The following is a 15,056-nucleotide window of genomic DNA, read 5'->3' on the forward strand; positions in this document are numbered from 1 at the left end:
TGCCGGTGATGTTCTACACAGGTGTAGCACCCGCATTCCATGTAAGACGCGAGACCGCGGGCCCGGGTTCCCCCGGGAGGTCCCGTGAGTGAGCCTGTCCGGTCGATGGACCAAGCCGGGGCGCTGCGAACGCCGTTGCCCGCCGCACGCAGTGCCCCTCCGGCGGCGCCACAAGCCCCCACCGTGGCGCCGAAACCGCCGGTCAAGCAGCGTGACGCGTTCTTCGACAACGCGAAGTACCTGGCGATCGTGCTGGTCGCGATGGGCCACGCGTGGGAGCCGCTGCGCGGCGACAGCCGTGCGGCGGCCGCGCTCTACATCACCGTCTATTCGTTCCACATGCCGGCGTTCATCGTCATCTCCGGCTACTTCTCGCGGAGCTTCGACGCGAGCCCCGGCCGTCTCAAGCGCCTGGTGACCGGCATCGCCGTGCCGTACGTCATCTTCGAAGTCGCGTACACCTTCTTCAAGCGCTACGCGGACGACGACCCCACGTACCCGATCAGCCTCCTGGACCCCTGGTACCTCACCTGGTTCCTGATCGCGCTCTTCATCTGGCGGCTCACCACCCCGCTGTGGAAGGTGGTGCGCTGGCCCCTGCCGCTCTCGCTCGCCATCGCCGTGCTCGCCTCGGTCTCGCCGGACATCGGCGACGACCTGGACCTCCAACGGGTGCTGCAGTTCCTGCCGTTCTTCGTCCTGGGCCTGTGTCTGAAGCCCGAGCACTTCCAGATGGTGCGCCGCCGCGAAGCCCGGCTGATCGCGCTGCCCGTCTTCGCGATGGTCATGCTGTTCGCGTACTGGGCGGCGCCGCGCATGAACGCCGCCTGGTTCTACCGCAGGGACAGCGCACAGGAACTGGCCGCACCCGGCTGGACCGGGGCTGTGATGACGCTCGCGATGTTCGGCTGTTCGGTCATCCTCGTCGCGTGCTTCTTCGCCTGGGTCCCCGGGCGCAAGCTCTGGTTCACCGCCCTCGGCGCGGGCACGCTCTACGGCTATCTGCTGCACGGCTTCCTCGCCAAGGGCTCCCGCTTCTGGGACTGGTACGAGCTCGACTGGCTGCACACGCCGCTCGGCGAGATCACGGTCACGCTCGCCGCGGCGAGCGTCATCACCGTGCTGTGCACACCACCGGTGCAGCGTCTCTTCCGGTTCGCGATGGAACCCGACATGGAGTGGGCGTTCAAGAAGGACGCGAAGGCACTTGCCCGCGGGCGGGGCACGCGCAGGAGCTGAGGAGCGGAAACCGAGCCCTGCAACTACCCGCGCTCAGCCGCGCGCGGGTAGTTGCAGGGCGAAGCGGCGGACGGCGTCGGTGAAGGCAGTCGGGTCGTCGAAGTTCGCGAGGTGTCTCGCCCGCGGGATCAGTTCGACACGGGCCTGCGGATGCGCGCGGGCGAAGTCCCTCTCGCCGGACCGGAAGACGCTGTCCTTCTCGCCGTTCAGGATGAGCACGGGAGCCGCCACATGACGCATCGCATCCGCGTCGAAGCGGCCGAGTACCTCGCCCCAGGCGGTCGGCAGCGTGTGGAAGGCGTAGCCGGAGCGGATGGTGGCGTCCACCACCTCGGGAGGATAGAGCCGACGCAGCAGCCTGTCATTCAGGCGAGTCAACCGGTCCGCCGGTATACGGGGGACGAGCCCGGCGGCCCACCGGTACGGCGTCGCCCACGGACCACGAGTCGAGGCGCTGGCCCCCGCGAGGACCAGCCCCCGCAGCCGCTCCGGGTGACGCCGCGCGAACTCCAGCGAGGCGTACCCGCCGAGCGAGTGGCCGACGACAAGCGCCGGGCCGTGGTCGAGCGAGTCCACCGCGGAGGCGATGATCTCCGTCGCCGCCTTCAGACTCCACGGTTCAGCGGAGCGGGCGCCGTGGCCCGGCAGGTCGACGGCGGCCACCCGGAACTCCGTCTGGAGTGCGGCGAGCTGTGGGCTCCACTGGCCCGCGCTGAACCGCGTCCCGTGCACGAAGATGATGGGCGGTGCATCCGCAGCCGTCATGATTCCCCCAGGTCAGAGTGTTGTCGGCCCGCGTCAGTTGGACGCGGGCCCGAATCGGCGTCGGTACGCCGAAGGAGTGAGGCCCGTCTCGCGACGCATCAGGGCGCGCAGATTGGCGGTGGTGCCAAGGCCGCTGCGCCGCGCGACCGTCTCGAAGGGGGCCACACCCCGCTCGATCAACCGGCAGGCCAGCGTGAGGCGTTCGCCGGTGAGCCAGGCCAGGGGCGTGGTGCCGAGCTGGGCCTGGAAGCGGCGGTGCAGGGTCGCGGTGCTGAGTGCGGCGCGCGCCGCGAGACCCGGCACCGACAGGGCCGAGTCGAGCCTTTCCTGGGCCCAGGCGAGCACGGGGGCCAGGGACTCGTCCGGTACTTCGGGCACGGGGCGCTCCACGAACTGCCGCTGTCCGCCGTCCCGGTGGGCGGCGAAGACGAGGCGGCGGCTGACCGCGTTGGCGACCTCGGCGCCGTGATCGCGGCGGACCAGGTGGAGTCCGAGATCGAGTGCGGCGGCGCTGCCCGCGGCGGTGAGGATGTCGCCGTCGTCGACGAAGAGCACGTCAGGTTCGAGCTGTACGCCGGGGAAGCGGACCCGGAAGTCGTCCGCCCACTGCCAGTGCGCGGTGGCGCGCCGCCCGTCGAGCACTCCGGCCTCCGCGAGCGTGAAGGCACCGCTGCAGAAGCCGACGAGCCGGGCTCCCCGGGAGTGAGCCCGGCGAATGGCATCCAGCACGGCCGGGCGACGAGGGACCTCGGTGTCGGGACGGTTGGGCACGATCAGGGTGTCCGCCGAGTCGGCCGCGTCAAGGCCGGCGACGCCCGTCAGCGTGAAGAAGCCGTCCCGCATCAGGGTGCGCGGCTCGGGCGAACAGAGGCTGAACTCGTAGAGGTCGCGACCGAGTTCGGGCCTGCGGAGGCCGAACACCTCGGTGGCGCAGCCGAGCTCGAAGGGGTTGGAGTTCGCATCGACGATGACGACGACGCGGTGCGGAGCCCCTGCTCGGGCAGCCTGAGAGGATCCTTGTGGCATATGCCATTTCTACCACTCACGGAGGTGATGGCGAACGCCTGAGGCTGGTCACATGAGCAACGAACCCATCGCCCTGGGCGAAGCCCTTGCCTCCTTCGACGCCCTGTGGAGCCCCCGGATCGTCACCCGTGTCAACGACTACGACGTACGTGTGGCGAAGGTGGAGGGCGAGCATTTGTGGCACGTCCATGACGACACCGACGAGTTCTTCCTGGTCCTTGAGGGCGAACTGCGCATCTCCCTGCGCGAGCCGTCCGGCGAACGTACGGTCACCCTCCCCAAGGACGCCGTCTTCACGGTCCCGCGCGGCACGGAACACAAGCCGTCGGCCCCGTCCGGCGCGAAGATCCTCCTCTTCGAGCCCACGGGCACCCCGACGGTCGGCGACCGCCACGGGGAGATCCCGGACCACGTCGACGCGACGACGGGTCACAGCCTCGAACTCTGAGAGAGACCCCGGTGACCCCCTGGGCACCGGTACCTGACAGCGGTATGCCATGTGATGACCCGTCAACGTCGAAAGGGTGGGCCAGACATGAGTCGAAAGAGTGGGTCAGACATGATGTGGACCGCTGGATTCTGGGAGGCCACCGCGGAGCGCGCGATCCGTACCTTCGCGCAGTCGCTCGCCGCTGTCCTGATCGCCGGGGCGACGACCCTCCTGGACGTCGACTGGAAAGCGGCGCTCGCCACCGCGGGGATGGCGACGCTGCTCGCCGTCCTCACGGCGGTCGGCGCCGCGAACGTCGGGGCGCACGGGCCCGGCATCACGGAGACGCCTACGCCCCGCAAGACGCCCACGCCCCGCAAGGAGCACACCGCGCCCTGAAAGGAGTCAGGCCCTGACCACCCGGCCGGCCTCCACCGAGATCCGATCGCCCCGGAACCGCTCCCGAAGCCGCCGGTCGTGCGACACCACGACCAGCGTGCCCCGGTACTCCGCGAGCGCCTGGTCGAGCTCCTCGACCAGGGCTGGGGAGAGGTGGTTCGTCGGCTCGTCGAGCAGGAGGAGGTCGGCAGGACGCGTCACCAGGCGGGCAAGGGCCAAGCGGCGGCGCTGTCCCACGGAGAGCCCCTTCACCGGCACGACCAGGTCCTCCTCGCGGAAGAGACCGAGGGAGAGGAGCGCCTCCGCGTGGTCATCGGGCAGCCCCGCGAGACCCGCCGCGAAGGCGTCGAGGAGCGGCCTCGCCGTGTCCTCGTAGGACCCGCTGATGTACTCGATCTCCTGCGGCAAATAGCCGACGCGGGAAGGGAGTCGCACCTCCCCGCGATCCGGGGTGAGCGCCCCGGCCAGGACGCCGAGCAGCGTCGACTTGCCCGCGCCGTTCACCCCGGTCACCAGCGTGCGCGAACCCGGTTCGAGGAGCAGGTCCTCGACGGCGAGACGCTCGCCCACCGCGACGTCCGTCAGGACCGCCGGGCGTACGAAGGGGTGGTCGCCGCCCTCGATGCCCTCACCGGGCGTGAAGTGCAGCGGGTCGGGCGGGCGTGGCACCGGCTCCGCACGCAGCCTGCGCAGCCGCTCGCGCGCGTTGCGCACGGCACCGGAGATCTGGCCCTCCACGGACCGCTGATGGCCCGCGAAACGGGGGCTTTCGCTCATCCGCCAGCCCACGGAGAGCCGGTCGGAACCAGCCTCCGCGAGCCGCTCCTGGCGCGTCACCTCGTCGTTCCACTCGCGGTAACGCTCCTCCCAGCGCCGCCGGGCCGTGGCGCGCTGCTCCAGATAGCCGTGCCAGCCGCCGCCGAAGCGGGCCACGCTCCGGCGGTCGCCGTCGACCTCGACGATCGCCTCGGCGACCCTGTCGAGGAAGACCCGGTCGTGGGTGACGGCGACGACCGTGCCCCGGTGGGCGCGCAGCCGCTCCTCCAGCCAGCCGAGCGCCTGGTCGTCCAGGTGGTTCGTCGGCTCGTCCAGGAGGAGCAGTTCGGGCTGCGGGGCCAGGACGCAGGCGAGCGCGAGGCGCGCGGCCTCGCCGCCGGACAGCGATCCCAGGGTCCGGGAACGCTCCAGGTGCGGTACGCCGAGTCCGTGAAGGGCCGCGTCGAGGCGCGCGTCGGCGCGGTAGCCGTCACGCGCCTCGAACGCGGCGATGAGGTCTCCGTACGCCGCGAGTTCGGCCTCTCCCGCCGAGCCGAGCGACTCCTCGGCCCGCCGGATCCGCCGCTCCAGGTCCCGCAGTTCGGCGAGCGCGTCGTCCACCGCGTCCCGCACGGTGGCGTGCGGCGGAAGGCGCAGGGTCTGCGCGAGATAGCCGGTGCCGCCGTCCGACACGACGGCCACCTCGCCGTCGGCGGGCACGAACTCGCCCGCCATCAGGCGCAGGAGCGTCGACTTCCCCGAGCCGTTCTCACCGATGACACAGGCCTTCTCGCCGGGCCGTACCGACAGGGAGACCTGTTCGAGCACAGGCCGCTCCGGATATCCGTACGACACGTCGCGCAGGACGAGTTGACTCACGGTGCGCATCCCCCTCGCTTCAGAGCTTCAGCTTCACACGGGCTGACCGAACAGCTCCCGCAGTACGTCCTCCATCGTGACCATGCCGGCCAGCTTGCCGTCCGAGCCGAGCACCGCCGCCACATGCGTGCGGCTGCGGCGCATCGCGGTCAGCACGTCGTCAAGCGGTGTGGTCTCACGGACCTGGGCGATCTTCCGCATGTCCGGCACCCGGAACTGCAGATCGCGCGGCATCCGGTCGAGCGCGTCCTTGACGTGCAGATAGCCGACGATACGAAGGCCGTCGTCCACGACGGGGAAGCGCGAGAAGCCGGACTCAGCCGAGAGCCGCTCGAGCTCCTCCGGCGTCACGCCCACCCGGGCGTGGACCACGCTCTCCAGCGGGAGCACCACATCCCTGACGGGACGGCGGCCCAGCTCGAGGGCGTCGTGCAGCCGCTCCTGGGCGCGGTCGTCGATCAGACCCGCCTCGCTGGAGTCCTTGACCATGCGGGCGAGCTCGTCGTCCGAGAAGGACGCGCTGACCTCGTCCTTCGCCTCGACCCTGAGCAGCTTCAGGAGGCCGTTGGCGAACGCGTTGATCGCGAAGATGACCGGACGCAGCCCCCGCGCGATCGCGACGAGCGGCGGGCCGAGCAGCAGCGCCGTGCGCACCGGCTCGGCCAGCGAGATGTTCTTGGGGATCATCTCGCCGAGCAGCATGTGCAGATACGTCGCCACCGTCAGGGCGATGATGAACGAGATCGGGTGGACCATGCCGTGCGGCACCCCGATCCCGTCGAACAGCGGCTCCAGGAGGTGCGCGATCGCGGGCTCGGCGACGATGCCGAGCACCAGCGTGCACAGCGTGATGCCGAGCTGCGCGGCGGCGAGCAGCGCGGATACGTGCTGAAGACCCCACAGCACGCTCTTGGCGCGCCGGTCGCCGTCCTCGGCGTGCGGCTCGATCTGACTCCTCCGTACGGAGATGAGGGCGAACTCGGCGCCCACGAAGAAGCCGTTGACCACGAGGGTCGCCAGGCCGATCAACAACTGGACGGCGATCATCGCTCCTCCTCCTGGTGGTCGTCGTGCAGGGGCGCGTGCAGCAGGACGCGGGCCGCGCGGCGGCCACGGGCGTCCACCACGTCGAGCCGCCAGCCGCCCACGTCGAGGCTGTCGCCCTCGGCCGGGATACGGCCGAGCTCGGTCGCGACGAGCCCGGCAAGGGTCTCGTAGGGCCCGTCAGGGGCGCGCAGGCCGACGCGGGCGAGCTGGTCGGTGCGGGCCGAGCCGTCGGCGGAGTACTGCGTCCGGCCGTCGTCGTCCGTGCCCGCGGCGGCGATGTCGGACGTCTCGTGCGGGTCGTGCTCGTCCCGCACCTCGCCGACGACCTCCTCGACGATGTCCTCCAGGGTCGCGACACCGGCCGTGCCGCCGTACTCGTCGATGACCACGGCCATCGTGCGCTTGCCGGAGAGCCGGTCGAGCAGACGGTCGACGGTCAGCGTCTCCGGTACGAGGAGGGGCTGGCGCATCAGCTCCGCGACGGGGTAGCGGGCCCTGCGCTCGGCCGGTACCGCGAGGACGTCCTTGATGTGCGCGACGCCGACGACCGAGTCGAGGTTGCCGCGGTAGACGGGGAAGCGGGACAGGCCCGTCGCGCGGGTGGCGTTCGCGACGTCCTCGCAGGTGGCCATCACGTCCAGAGCCATGACCTGGACGCGCGGCGTCATCACGTTCTCCGCGGTGAGGTCGGCGAGGTTCAGGGTGCGGACGAACAGCTCGGCGGTGTCCGCCTCCAGGGAGCCCTCCTTGGCGGAGTGCCTGGCGAGCGCCACCAGCTCCTTGGGGCTGCGCGCGGAGGCCAGCTCCTCGGTGGGCTGGATGCCGAAGCGGCGTACGGAGCGGTTCGCGGTGTTGTTCAGATGCGCGATGAAGGGGCGGAACAGGGAGCTGAACAGGCGCTGCGCCGTCGCCACCCGTTTGGCGACGGCCAGCGGCGACGAGATCGCCCAGTTCTTGGGGACCAGCTCGCCGACGACCATCAGGAAGACCGTCGAAAGGGCCGTACCGATGACCAGGGCCACCGATGAGGCCGCCGAAGAGGGGATGCCCATCGAGCGCAGCGGGCCCGCGATCAGCTTGGCGATGGAGGACTCGGAGAGCATGCCGACGACCAGGTTGGTGACGGTGATGCCCAGCTGGGCCCCGGAGAGCTGGAAAGTGAGGTTCTTGACGGCCTTGAGGGCGCCCGCAGCGCCGCGCTCGCCGCGTTCGGAGGCTCGCTCCAGTTCGCTGCGTTCGACCGTCGTGAGGGAGAACTCGGCCGCGACGAAGACGCCGCAGGCCAGCGAGAGCAGCACCGCCACGAGGAGCAGGAGCACTTCGGTCATCGGGTCACCTCCGTCCCATGATCGGGCAGGGACCGGGGGAATGCGCGATGTCGGGTACTGGGAGGCTCGCCCATGGGCGGACGCTCACACCTTTCGTTGACGTTCGAGTGGTCCGTCCATTTTAAAGGATCAGCAATGGCCACTCCTGCGGGCTGCCCGGGCCTGCCGGGCTGTCTGCGGGTACCCATGGCTCGGCCGCTCAGTCGGCGAGGTGCTTCACCCAGCGGCTCCACTGCGGCTCGGGCGCGTAGCCCGCGGCATGCCACGTGTGATGGGCCTGCTCGTTGCGGTTCAGGACCATGGCGTCGCCGCGGCGCCCGCCGAGGCCCAGGAAACGCTCCTCGGCCGCGGCGAGCAGCGCCGAGCCGATGCCCTGGCGGCGGTGGTCGGGGTGCACGGCGAGGCGGTACACGTGGCAGCGCCAGCCGTCGAAGCCGGCAATCACGGTTCCGGAGATGAGGCCGTCGCGCTCCGCGATCAGCAGGGCCTCGGGGTCCCGTGCGACGAGGCGGGCGACGCCGTCGTGGTCGTCGCTGATGCTCGTGCCCTCCGCGGCTTCACGCCAGAACCGCAGCACGGTGTCGATGTCCGAAGGGGTCGCGCTGCGGATGTGGAGATCACTCATGGGGGAGATGTAAGCAGTGCGTCCGGCGGTCTGGCGAGTGGTTTCCGCGGGCTCGGGCGGCCGTGCACCGTCCTGAGTACGTCCCCTCACTCGCCGCGCAACTGCTCGATGACCGGTCCGAACGCGTCCATGGCGGGCTCGAGGACGGTGAGGTACGAGAAGCCGTACCGCTCCCGCTGGGCGCGCAGCTGCTCGGCCATTTGTTCGACCGTGCCGATGAGGAGGATCGGCAGGTCGAGGGCCCCGTCCTCGGTGAGGTGCGGGATGTACTCGAGTACCGGCTGGATCGCTCCCCGGCGGTCGCCGGTCACCTCGACCAGCTGGATCAGCAGATTCAGCTCCGCCGGTTCGGAGCGGCCCGCGGCGAAGCGCCGGTAGACGGCGATCCGCTCGTCCAGCTCCTCGGGCGTGAGGTGGCTCATCTTCCCGCTGCTGTCACCCGGGGCCACCTTGGCGCCGGTGAAGGCCGCGATGTCGGCGTGCTCGGCGGTCAGCTTCAGCATGCGGTCGCCGTTGCCGCCGACAAGGAGCGGCGGCCGGGGTTTCTGCAGCGTCCCCGGCTGGTGCTCGTCGGAGCCGAGGAGTCTGTCCAACTCCTCGATGGTGCGCCGGAGATGGGCCACGCGCTCACCGGGCGTGCCCCAGGGCAGACCGGCGACGTCGTGCTCCGGCTTGACGTAACCCGTGCCCAGACCCAGCTCGAGGCGCCCGTCCGTGAGCGCGTCCGCCGTCGCCACCTCGCGGGCGAGCAGCGTGGGGTTCCAGAATCCGGTGTTCAGGACGAACGTGCCGACTCGGGGCCGCTCGGTGGCCTCGGCGGCGGCGACGACCGAGGGGAACGGGGCGGGCATGCCGAGATGGTCGGCGACCAGGATGACGTCGTAGCCGAGCGCCTCTGCCTTGCGGCACTTCTTGCGCCACTCGTCGCCGGTGGAAGCGGTGACCATGTTGACCCCGAAGCGGAACGGGCGGGCCATGAACTCTCCTCATGAGTATGGACAGTTGGGCGCAGAGGCCCCAGTCCATCACTCGTGCGCGATGGCCGCCAGCACATTCATGCGCGATGCGCGCAGCGCGGGCAGCAGCGCCGCGGCGAGGCCGACGACCACCGATCCGACAAGGACCGCGATCACCGTCGTCCAGGGGATCGCGAGCGCCGTCATGCCCTGCAGCGCGAGCACCTGCTGTGCCGCGACACCCCACACCAGGCCGAGTGCGAGCCCGAGCAGCGCGCCGAACACCGCGATCACCACCGACTCCAGGCGGATCATTCGGCGCAGTTGCCGCCGGGCGAGCCCGATGGCGCGCAGCAGGCCGATCTCCCGGGTGCGCTCGACGACCGAGAGGGCCAGGGTGTTGACCACGCCGAGGACCGCGATGATGATCGCAAGGCCGAGCAGCGCGTAGACGAGGTAGAGCATCACGGCGATCTGCTCGCGGATCAGATCCTTGTAGTCGGCCTGGTCGCGGACCTGCACCTGCGGAAACGGATCGAGGGTCTTCTCAAGACGGTCGCGCAACGTGTCGGACCCCGTGCCGGAGGCAGCGTTCACGTACAGCGCGGAGTCCTGACCGCCCGGCACGAACTCCTCGACGGTCTCCATGCCGAAGAAGAGCCCGCCCTCGACGCCGAACCCCTCGGCTCCCGGCTGATCGGTGAGCGCGCCCACCGTCAGTTGCGTCCTGCGCCCGCCGGGGAACTCCACGGGCAGCTTCGCACCCGTCCGGATCTTGTGGTCCCGCGCGAAGTCCCGCTGCATGGCGATGTTTCCGGGCGCGAGCGCCGTGGACGTGTCGCCCGAGACGTACGTGACGTGGGCGACGTCGTCGAGGCGCGGATCGTAGCCCGCCGCGGTCGTCTCCACGCTCTTGCCGTCCGGCATGGACACCTTCACCGGCGCGAACCGCTGACGCACGACGAGCCCGACGCCCTCGGTGCCCCGCACCTTCTCGGTGATCTCCCGCGAGAACGGCACGAAGTTGCTGTTCTGTACGACGAAGTCGGCGCCCAGTGTCTTGTCGATCTGCTCGTCGAAGGACTTGGTCATCGACGCGCTCGCCACGGACATGCCGCTCACCAGTGCGAGGCCCACCATGAGGGCGGCGGCCGTCGCGCCCGTGCGGCGCGGGTTGCGCAGCGCGTTGCGCTGGCTCATCCGGCCGACCGAGCCGAACAGGGCGGGGAACGCGCCGCCGAGCACCCGGATCACCGGGCGGACGAGGAGCGGACCCGCGATCACGGTGGCGATCAGGGTGAGGACGATGCCGAGGCCGAGCAGGGACGCAGCCGTGGACGTCTTCTCCGAGGTCGCGCAGCCCACGAGTGCGGCGGCGCCCGCCGCACCGACGGCCACGCCGACGGTCGCGCGGATCCTCAACGGCCTGCCCACGCCCGCGATCTCCGCGTCGGCGAGCGCCGCCATCGGCGAGACCTGGGCCGCGCGCCTGGCCGGGAGGTACGCCGCGACGAAGGTGACGCCGACCCCGACGACGTACGAGGCGACGGGAGTTCCCCACCCGATGACCATCTCGGTCGACTTCAGGTTCATCCCGAACAGGCCCATCAGCTCGATGAGCCCGGCCGCGAGCCCGATCCCCGCCGCGAGGCCGACCGTCGAACCGACCACGCCGAGCAGGACCGCCTCGGTGAGGACGGAGCGGCGGACCTGCCTGCGGTCGGCGCCGAGCGCGCGCAACAGGCCCAGTTCGCGGGTGCGCTGCGCGATCAGCATCGAGAAGGTGTTGACGATCAGGAAGATGCCGACCAGGACGGCGATGCCCGCGAAGCCGAGCATCACGTACTTGATGACGTCCAGGAATCCGCCGAGGTCGGACGCGGCCGATGTGGCCTGCTCGTCGGCGGTCTTCAGGTCGTAGCCCGAACCCAGTTCGGCGGCGATACGTCGCTTCAGCTCGATGTCGCTCACACCGGGGGCGGCGTCGACCGAGATGCCCGTCGCCGCGTCCTTGTTGCCCAGGAGCTCACGCTGGGCGGCCGGAGTGTCCAGGAAGACCAGGGCCGCGCCGGGGTTGGTGGTGGTGAAGGTGACGATGCCGACGACCTTGACCTTGAACGAGCCGGGCGCGGCGAGCACCGTGAGGGTGTCGCCGATCTTCACGTCCTTCTTGTCGGCCGTGTCCGCGTCGAGCAGCGCCTGGTGCTTGCCGCGAGGGGCGTGCCCCGAGGTCAGGTCGACGGGGCTGCGGTCGGTGACCTGCCAGTTGGTGGCGATGGTGGGGGCGCCGGTGGTGGGGCCCACCGAGTCGTTCTTGCTGTCGACGATGGTGATGTTCTCGACGGCCGCGTCGACACGGGTACGGGCCACCCCGTCGACCTCGGCCACACGGCCCGCGAGCTTCGCGGGGATCGTCGGCGTCTGCCCCGACGGCACCGCCTCGTCGAGGTTCTCCTTCGGCTCGACGGTCACATCGGCGGACGTCGAGGCGAAGAGCCGGTCGAAGGTGCGGGCCACCGTGTCCGAGAAGATGAGGCTTCCCGCGACGAACGCCACCGAGAGGATCACGGCGAGGGCGGAGAGCAGCAGCCTGCCCTTGTGCGCGAGGAAGCTCCTGAGCGTCGCCTTCAGCATGGCCGCCGGCCGCCTCAGTCCCGGTCCGGCTTGCCGTCGACCTCGCTGTCGGTCTTGCTGCCGAGGTCCGGACCGCCGTCGGACTCGGCACGGCTCTCCGGCAGCAGCGCGTGAGCCGCGTCGAACCGCTTGAGGCGTTCGAGGACCGCATCCGCCGTCGGGCGCGGCATCTGGTCGACGATCCTGCCGTCCGCGAGGAAGAGCACCAGGTCGGCGTGGGCGGCCGCGCCCGGGTCGTGGGTGACCATGACGACGGTCTGCTCCAGCTTGTCGACGGCCTCGCGCAGGAATCCGAGCACTTCGAGGCCCGCGCGGGAGTCGAGGTTGCCGGTCGGCTCGTCCGCGAAGATCAGCTCGGGGCGCGCCGCGAGCGCCCGCGCGCAGGCGACGCGCTGCTGCTGGCCGCCGGACAGCTGGGCGGGCCGGTGCTTGAGGCGGTCGCGCAGGCCGAGCGTGTCGATGACGTACGCGAGCCACTCGCGGTCGGGGCTCCGGCCCGCGATGTCCATCGGCAGCGTGATGTTCTCGACGGCGTTCAGAGTGGGGATGAGGTTGAAGGACTGGAACATGAACCCGACGCGGTCCCGCCGCAGCTGGGTCAGCTCCCGCTCCTTGAGCCCCGTGATCTCGGTGTCACCGAGCCACACCTGACCTGCGGAGACATTGTCGAGCCCGGCGAGCAGGTGCATGAGCGTCGACTTGCCCGAACCGGACGGGCCCATGACCGCCGTGAAACGGCCGCGTGCGATGTCCACGTCGACCGAGTCGAGGGCGAGCACGGCGGTCTCGCCGGATCCGTACGCCTTGGTCAGGGCGCGTGCGCGTGCGGCGACCTCGGCGGGCTCCGCAAGGCCTGTGGCCGGTGCCGAAGCAGGTGTGGGCAAGGCCGCCTCCTGGGTCGTGGCCGTTCAACTCCCGTAATCCCAACTCCCTTAATCCTGCCGAGAGTAGAGGGCCGGGGCGGGCGCCGGTATCCCTCCGAGGTCGTGGACCGGATACGTATGTAAGGGACACTGGCCCGGTGCTCAGCCGGCTCTCTTGTGCGCCTCTGCGCCTTCCCGCGCCCTCCCGCGCCCTCTTGTCGGTGCTAGCGCTGCGGCGCTAGCTTGACAGCATGGCGAAGACTCAGCTGAACGTGCGGGTGGACGAAGACACCGCCCGGGCCGCTCGCGAGCGCGCGCTCGCCCGCGGGATGAGCGTGAACCGCTACATCGAGGAACTGGTCAAACAGGACGCCGGCGAAATCGGGCACACCTTCGTCGAGGCCGCCGCCGACTTTATGAAGCAGTACGAATCCGTCTTCGCCGAAGAGTTCGGTCCCGAGCGCGAGGGTCGTCGTTGAGCCTTTGAACCTCAGAATCGATCTTGCCTGGCTGTTGATGATCGCCGAACACAAGACGCCCGGGGATCCGCAGGTCACCGACTGGGGTGCCCTGGTGGCCGCCGTCAGTCGGCACGAGGCGGAGATTTTCGGCGTGCCCGTCTACGAAAGTCCCCACGACCGCGCCGCAGCCCTGCTCCAGGTACTCCTGCACATCCCCGCCCTGGAACGCTCCAACGCCCTCTTCGCCTCGTCCGTCGCCTACGCCTATCTGGTCGCAAGCGGCATGAAGGTCGTCACCTCGCCCGAGCAGGTGCGGGAACTGGCCCGGCTCGTGAAGGAGGACGGGGCGAGCGTGCACACCATCGCGGAGGAGCTGCGGAGGTGGAGTCTGTAACCGGTTGAGTGAACTGCGCGTCCCCTGAGGCCAGTTCGTACGCGACTGATCATGTGGCGGGGATAGGTTCGGTGCGAGAGAGCCGCACCCCAGGAGGACGTCCATGCCTGCCGCCATCCAGCCGATGATCATCACCCCGGAACTCGACCGCCTGCTGCGTTTCTATCAGGAGCTGTTCGGGGCGCAGGAGGTGTCGAGGAGTCCGGAGGAGGGGCCCGCGTTCTTCGTGGACCTGCGCATCGGCGACTCGGAGCTCGGCGTCGTCTCGGACGCGAGCGTGCCGCTGGGCACGCCGCAGCGCATTCTGCTGAGCGTGGCGGTGGAGGCGGTGGACGACCTCCTCAAGCGGGTGGACGCCCTCGGCGGCGAGGCGCTCGGGCCTGCCAACGACATGCCGTGGGGGCAGCGTGTCGCGCACATCAAGGATCCGGACGGCAACGCGGTCAACCTCACGCAGGCGATCTGACGTCCGGCGCCCGCTTGAAGGGACGGGGGAGTCAGTCGTTCCCGGGCCGCCGGGCCGTGCCGAGCACGCAGTACGAAGAAGGCAGCCGCGGGCCTTTCGGGGGCACCAGAAGACTTCGGTACGGGCCGATCTCGAATCCCGCGGCGCGCAGGGCGCCCACCGTGTCGCGGGCGACGTGACAGCCGCCGAAGAGCAGCGGCCAGACCGTGCGGTCCAGGGCGCGCTGCGCGGTCGCCATCGCCGTGCCCGGAGCCACGCCGTGCTCGAAGAACCGCAGTTCGCCGCCGGGGCGCAGGACGCGCCGCAGCTCTCCGAGAGCGCGGGGCACGTCGCGCACGCTGCACAGCACCAGTGAGGTCACGGCGCCGTCGAAGGCCTCGCTCTTGACGGGCAGCGCCTCGGCGACGCCGGGCACGACGTCGACCGGTACGTCGACCCGTACGGCCGTGGACGCGGCCAGCTGCCGCAGGGTGCGCTCGGGTTCGATGGCCACGACCTCGGACACCGCCGACGGATAGTGCGCGAAGTTCAGACCGTTCCCCGCACCTACCTCGATCACACGGCCGGAGAGACCGGAGAGAAGCTCCTTGCGGTACGCGGCGATCACCCGCTCGGCGGCCACGCTCTGGCGGGCATAGAAACGGGCGAAGACGGGGTGGTGCACGGCGTCCCGGGACGCGGCTTTGGCGGAACGAGGTGACATGGGCCCTCCTCGACGGGGCGAGCGGATACCGCAATGGTGCCCAGGCAGCGCCGTTTTCCCCCACGAGGACACCCGTGAGTGCACG

Annotated in this window: 16 protein-coding genes; 6 read left to right on the forward strand and 10 right to left on the reverse strand. The window is 70.4% G+C overall.

From position 1 onward, the window contains the following. Positions 1–105 precede the first annotated feature (105 nt). On the forward strand, positions 106–1,239 hold the full coding sequence (locus ACWFRJ_RS22735) for an acyltransferase family protein (RefSeq protein WP_453534608.1): 1,134 nt from the start codon (positions 106–108) through the stop codon (positions 1,237–1,239). 33 nt (positions 1,240–1,272) lie between these two features. Here ACWFRJ_RS22735 and ACWFRJ_RS22740 read toward each other — a convergent pair whose 3' ends face one another. Together ACWFRJ_RS22740 and ACWFRJ_RS22745 are read right to left on the reverse strand one after the other, a co-directional pair. Continuing rightward, on the reverse strand, positions 1,273–2,004 hold the full coding sequence (locus ACWFRJ_RS22740) for an alpha/beta fold hydrolase (RefSeq protein WP_453533718.1): 732 nt from the start codon (positions 2,002–2,004) through the stop codon (positions 1,273–1,275). A gap of 33 nt (positions 2,005–2,037) precedes the next feature. Further along, positions 2,038–3,030 (reverse strand): GlxA family transcriptional regulator, encoded by a 993-nt coding sequence (locus ACWFRJ_RS22745; RefSeq protein WP_453533721.1) that lies wholly within the window; start codon positions 3,028–3,030, stop codon positions 2,038–2,040. 52 nt (positions 3,031–3,082) lie between these two features. Here ACWFRJ_RS22745 and ACWFRJ_RS22750 point away from each other — a divergent pair, with 52 nt between their 5' ends. Both ACWFRJ_RS22750 and ACWFRJ_RS22755 read left to right on the forward strand, forming a co-directional pair. Beyond that, positions 3,083–3,478 carry a cupin domain-containing protein gene (locus ACWFRJ_RS22750; protein ID WP_453533724.1) on the forward strand — a complete coding sequence of 132 codons (396 nt, stop codon included), beginning with the start codon at positions 3,083–3,085 and terminating at the stop codon, positions 3,476–3,478. Between the two features lie 111 nt (positions 3,479–3,589). Beyond that, on the forward strand, positions 3,590–3,859 hold the full coding sequence (locus ACWFRJ_RS22755) for a holin (RefSeq protein WP_453533727.1): 270 nt from the start codon (positions 3,590–3,592) through the stop codon (positions 3,857–3,859). A gap of 6 nt (positions 3,860–3,865) precedes the next feature. Here the strand turns inward: ACWFRJ_RS22755 and abc-f are convergent, their stop codons facing one another. The 7 genes from abc-f to ACWFRJ_RS22790 all read right to left on the reverse strand — a co-directional run bounded on the left by abc-f (position 3,866) and on the right by ACWFRJ_RS22790 (position 12,968). Then, positions 3,866–5,503 carry a ribosomal protection-like ABC-F family protein gene (abc-f, locus tag ACWFRJ_RS22760; protein WP_453533730.1) on the reverse strand — a complete coding sequence of 546 codons (1,638 nt, stop codon included), beginning with the start codon at positions 5,501–5,503 and terminating at the stop codon, positions 3,866–3,868. A 24-nt stretch (positions 5,504–5,527) separates the two neighbouring features. Continuing rightward, positions 5,528–6,541 carry a hemolysin family protein gene (locus ACWFRJ_RS22765; protein ID WP_453533733.1) on the reverse strand — a complete coding sequence of 338 codons (1,014 nt, stop codon included), beginning with the start codon at positions 6,539–6,541 and terminating at the stop codon, positions 5,528–5,530. After that, positions 6,538–7,869: a hemolysin family protein gene (locus ACWFRJ_RS22770; protein WP_453533736.1), complete on the reverse strand. Its 1,332-nt coding sequence runs from the start codon at positions 7,867–7,869 to the stop codon at positions 6,538–6,540. The genes ACWFRJ_RS22765 and ACWFRJ_RS22770 overlap by 4 nt, the downstream gene beginning before the upstream one ends. Positions 7,870–8,068: 199 nt before the next feature. Beyond that, a complete protein-coding gene (locus tag ACWFRJ_RS22775) occupies positions 8,069–8,494 on the reverse strand; it encodes a GNAT family N-acetyltransferase (RefSeq protein ID WP_453533739.1) in 426 nt (141 codons plus the stop codon). 86 nt (positions 8,495–8,580) lie between these two features. Continuing rightward, positions 8,581–9,471 carry an LLM class F420-dependent oxidoreductase gene (locus ACWFRJ_RS22780; RefSeq protein ID WP_453533742.1) on the reverse strand — a complete coding sequence of 297 codons (891 nt, stop codon included), beginning with the start codon at positions 9,469–9,471 and terminating at the stop codon, positions 8,581–8,583. Positions 9,472–9,519: 48 nt separating this feature from the next. Continuing rightward, entirely contained in the window at positions 9,520–12,084 is a 2,565-nt protein-coding gene (locus ACWFRJ_RS22785) for an ABC transporter permease (protein ID WP_453533745.1), read from the reverse strand. 14 nt (positions 12,085–12,098) lie between these two features. After that, positions 12,099–12,968 carry an ABC transporter ATP-binding protein gene (locus ACWFRJ_RS22790; protein ID WP_453533748.1) on the reverse strand — a complete coding sequence of 290 codons (870 nt, stop codon included), beginning with the start codon at positions 12,966–12,968 and terminating at the stop codon, positions 12,099–12,101. Positions 12,969–13,198: 230 nt separating this feature from the next. Between ACWFRJ_RS22790 and ACWFRJ_RS22795 the strand changes: the two genes are divergently transcribed. The 3 genes from ACWFRJ_RS22795 to ACWFRJ_RS22805 all read left to right on the forward strand — a co-directional run bounded on the left by ACWFRJ_RS22795 (position 13,199) and on the right by ACWFRJ_RS22805 (position 14,268). After that, the gene (locus ACWFRJ_RS22795) at positions 13,199–13,426 is read left to right on the forward strand and encodes an antitoxin (RefSeq protein WP_453533751.1); all 228 of its coding nucleotides are present in this window, start codon (positions 13,199–13,201) and stop codon (positions 13,424–13,426) included. 4 nt (positions 13,427–13,430) lie between these two features. Beyond that, positions 13,431–13,802, forward strand: coding sequence for a fic family toxin-antitoxin system, toxin component (locus tag ACWFRJ_RS22800; RefSeq protein ID WP_389906541.1), 372 nt, complete (start codon positions 13,431–13,433; stop codon positions 13,800–13,802). A gap of 103 nt (positions 13,803–13,905) precedes the next feature. Further along, a complete protein-coding gene (locus ACWFRJ_RS22805; protein WP_453533755.1) occupies positions 13,906–14,268 on the forward strand; it encodes a VOC family protein in 363 nt (120 codons plus the stop codon). A 31-nt stretch (positions 14,269–14,299) separates the two neighbouring features. Here ACWFRJ_RS22805 and ACWFRJ_RS22810 read toward each other — a convergent pair whose 3' ends face one another. Continuing rightward, positions 14,300–14,971: a class I SAM-dependent methyltransferase gene (locus tag ACWFRJ_RS22810; protein WP_453533757.1), complete on the reverse strand. Its 672-nt coding sequence runs from the start codon at positions 14,969–14,971 to the stop codon at positions 14,300–14,302. Between the last annotated feature and the right edge of the window lie 85 nt (positions 14,972–15,056).

The sequence above is a fragment of the Streptomyces sp. NPDC055239 genome (assembly GCF_053606205.1).

Bases quoted from the DNA above. Each gene is read 5' to 3' on its own strand.
- ACWFRJ_RS22735 (WP_453534608.1), top strand. From the start codon at position 106: ATGGACCAAGCCGGGGCGCTGCGAACGCCGTTGCCCGCCGCACGCAGT.
- ACWFRJ_RS22740 (WP_453533718.1), bottom strand. From the start codon at position 2,004: ATGACGGCTGCGGATGCACCGCCCATCATCTTCGTGCACGGGACGCGG.
- ACWFRJ_RS22745 (WP_453533721.1), bottom strand. From the start codon at position 3,030: ATGCCACAAGGATCCTCTCAGGCTGCCCGAGCAGGGGCTCCGCACCGC.
- ACWFRJ_RS22750 (WP_453533724.1), top strand. From the start codon at position 3,083: ATGAGCAACGAACCCATCGCCCTGGGCGAAGCCCTTGCCTCCTTCGAC.
- ACWFRJ_RS22755 (WP_453533727.1), top strand. From the start codon at position 3,590: ATGATGTGGACCGCTGGATTCTGGGAGGCCACCGCGGAGCGCGCGATC.
- abc-f (WP_453533730.1), bottom strand. From the start codon at position 5,503: ATGCGCACCGTGAGTCAACTCGTCCTGCGCGACGTGTCGTACGGATAT.
- ACWFRJ_RS22765 (WP_453533733.1), bottom strand. From the start codon at position 6,541: ATGATCGCCGTCCAGTTGTTGATCGGCCTGGCGACCCTCGTGGTCAAC.
- ACWFRJ_RS22770 (WP_453533736.1), bottom strand. From the start codon at position 7,869: ATGACCGAAGTGCTCCTGCTCCTCGTGGCGGTGCTGCTCTCGCTGGCC.
- ACWFRJ_RS22775 (WP_453533739.1), bottom strand. From the start codon at position 8,494: ATGAGTGATCTCCACATCCGCAGCGCGACCCCTTCGGACATCGACACC.
- ACWFRJ_RS22780 (WP_453533742.1), bottom strand. From the start codon at position 9,471: ATGGCCCGCCCGTTCCGCTTCGGGGTCAACATGGTCACCGCTTCCACC.
- ACWFRJ_RS22785 (WP_453533745.1), bottom strand. From the start codon at position 12,084: ATGCTGAAGGCGACGCTCAGGAGCTTCCTCGCGCACAAGGGCAGGCTG.
- ACWFRJ_RS22795 (WP_453533751.1), top strand. From the start codon at position 13,199: ATGGCGAAGACTCAGCTGAACGTGCGGGTGGACGAAGACACCGCCCGG.
- ACWFRJ_RS22805 (WP_453533755.1), top strand. From the start codon at position 13,906: ATGCCTGCCGCCATCCAGCCGATGATCATCACCCCGGAACTCGACCGC.
- ACWFRJ_RS22810 (WP_453533757.1), bottom strand. From the start codon at position 14,971: ATGTCACCTCGTTCCGCCAAAGCCGCGTCCCGGGACGCCGTGCACCAC.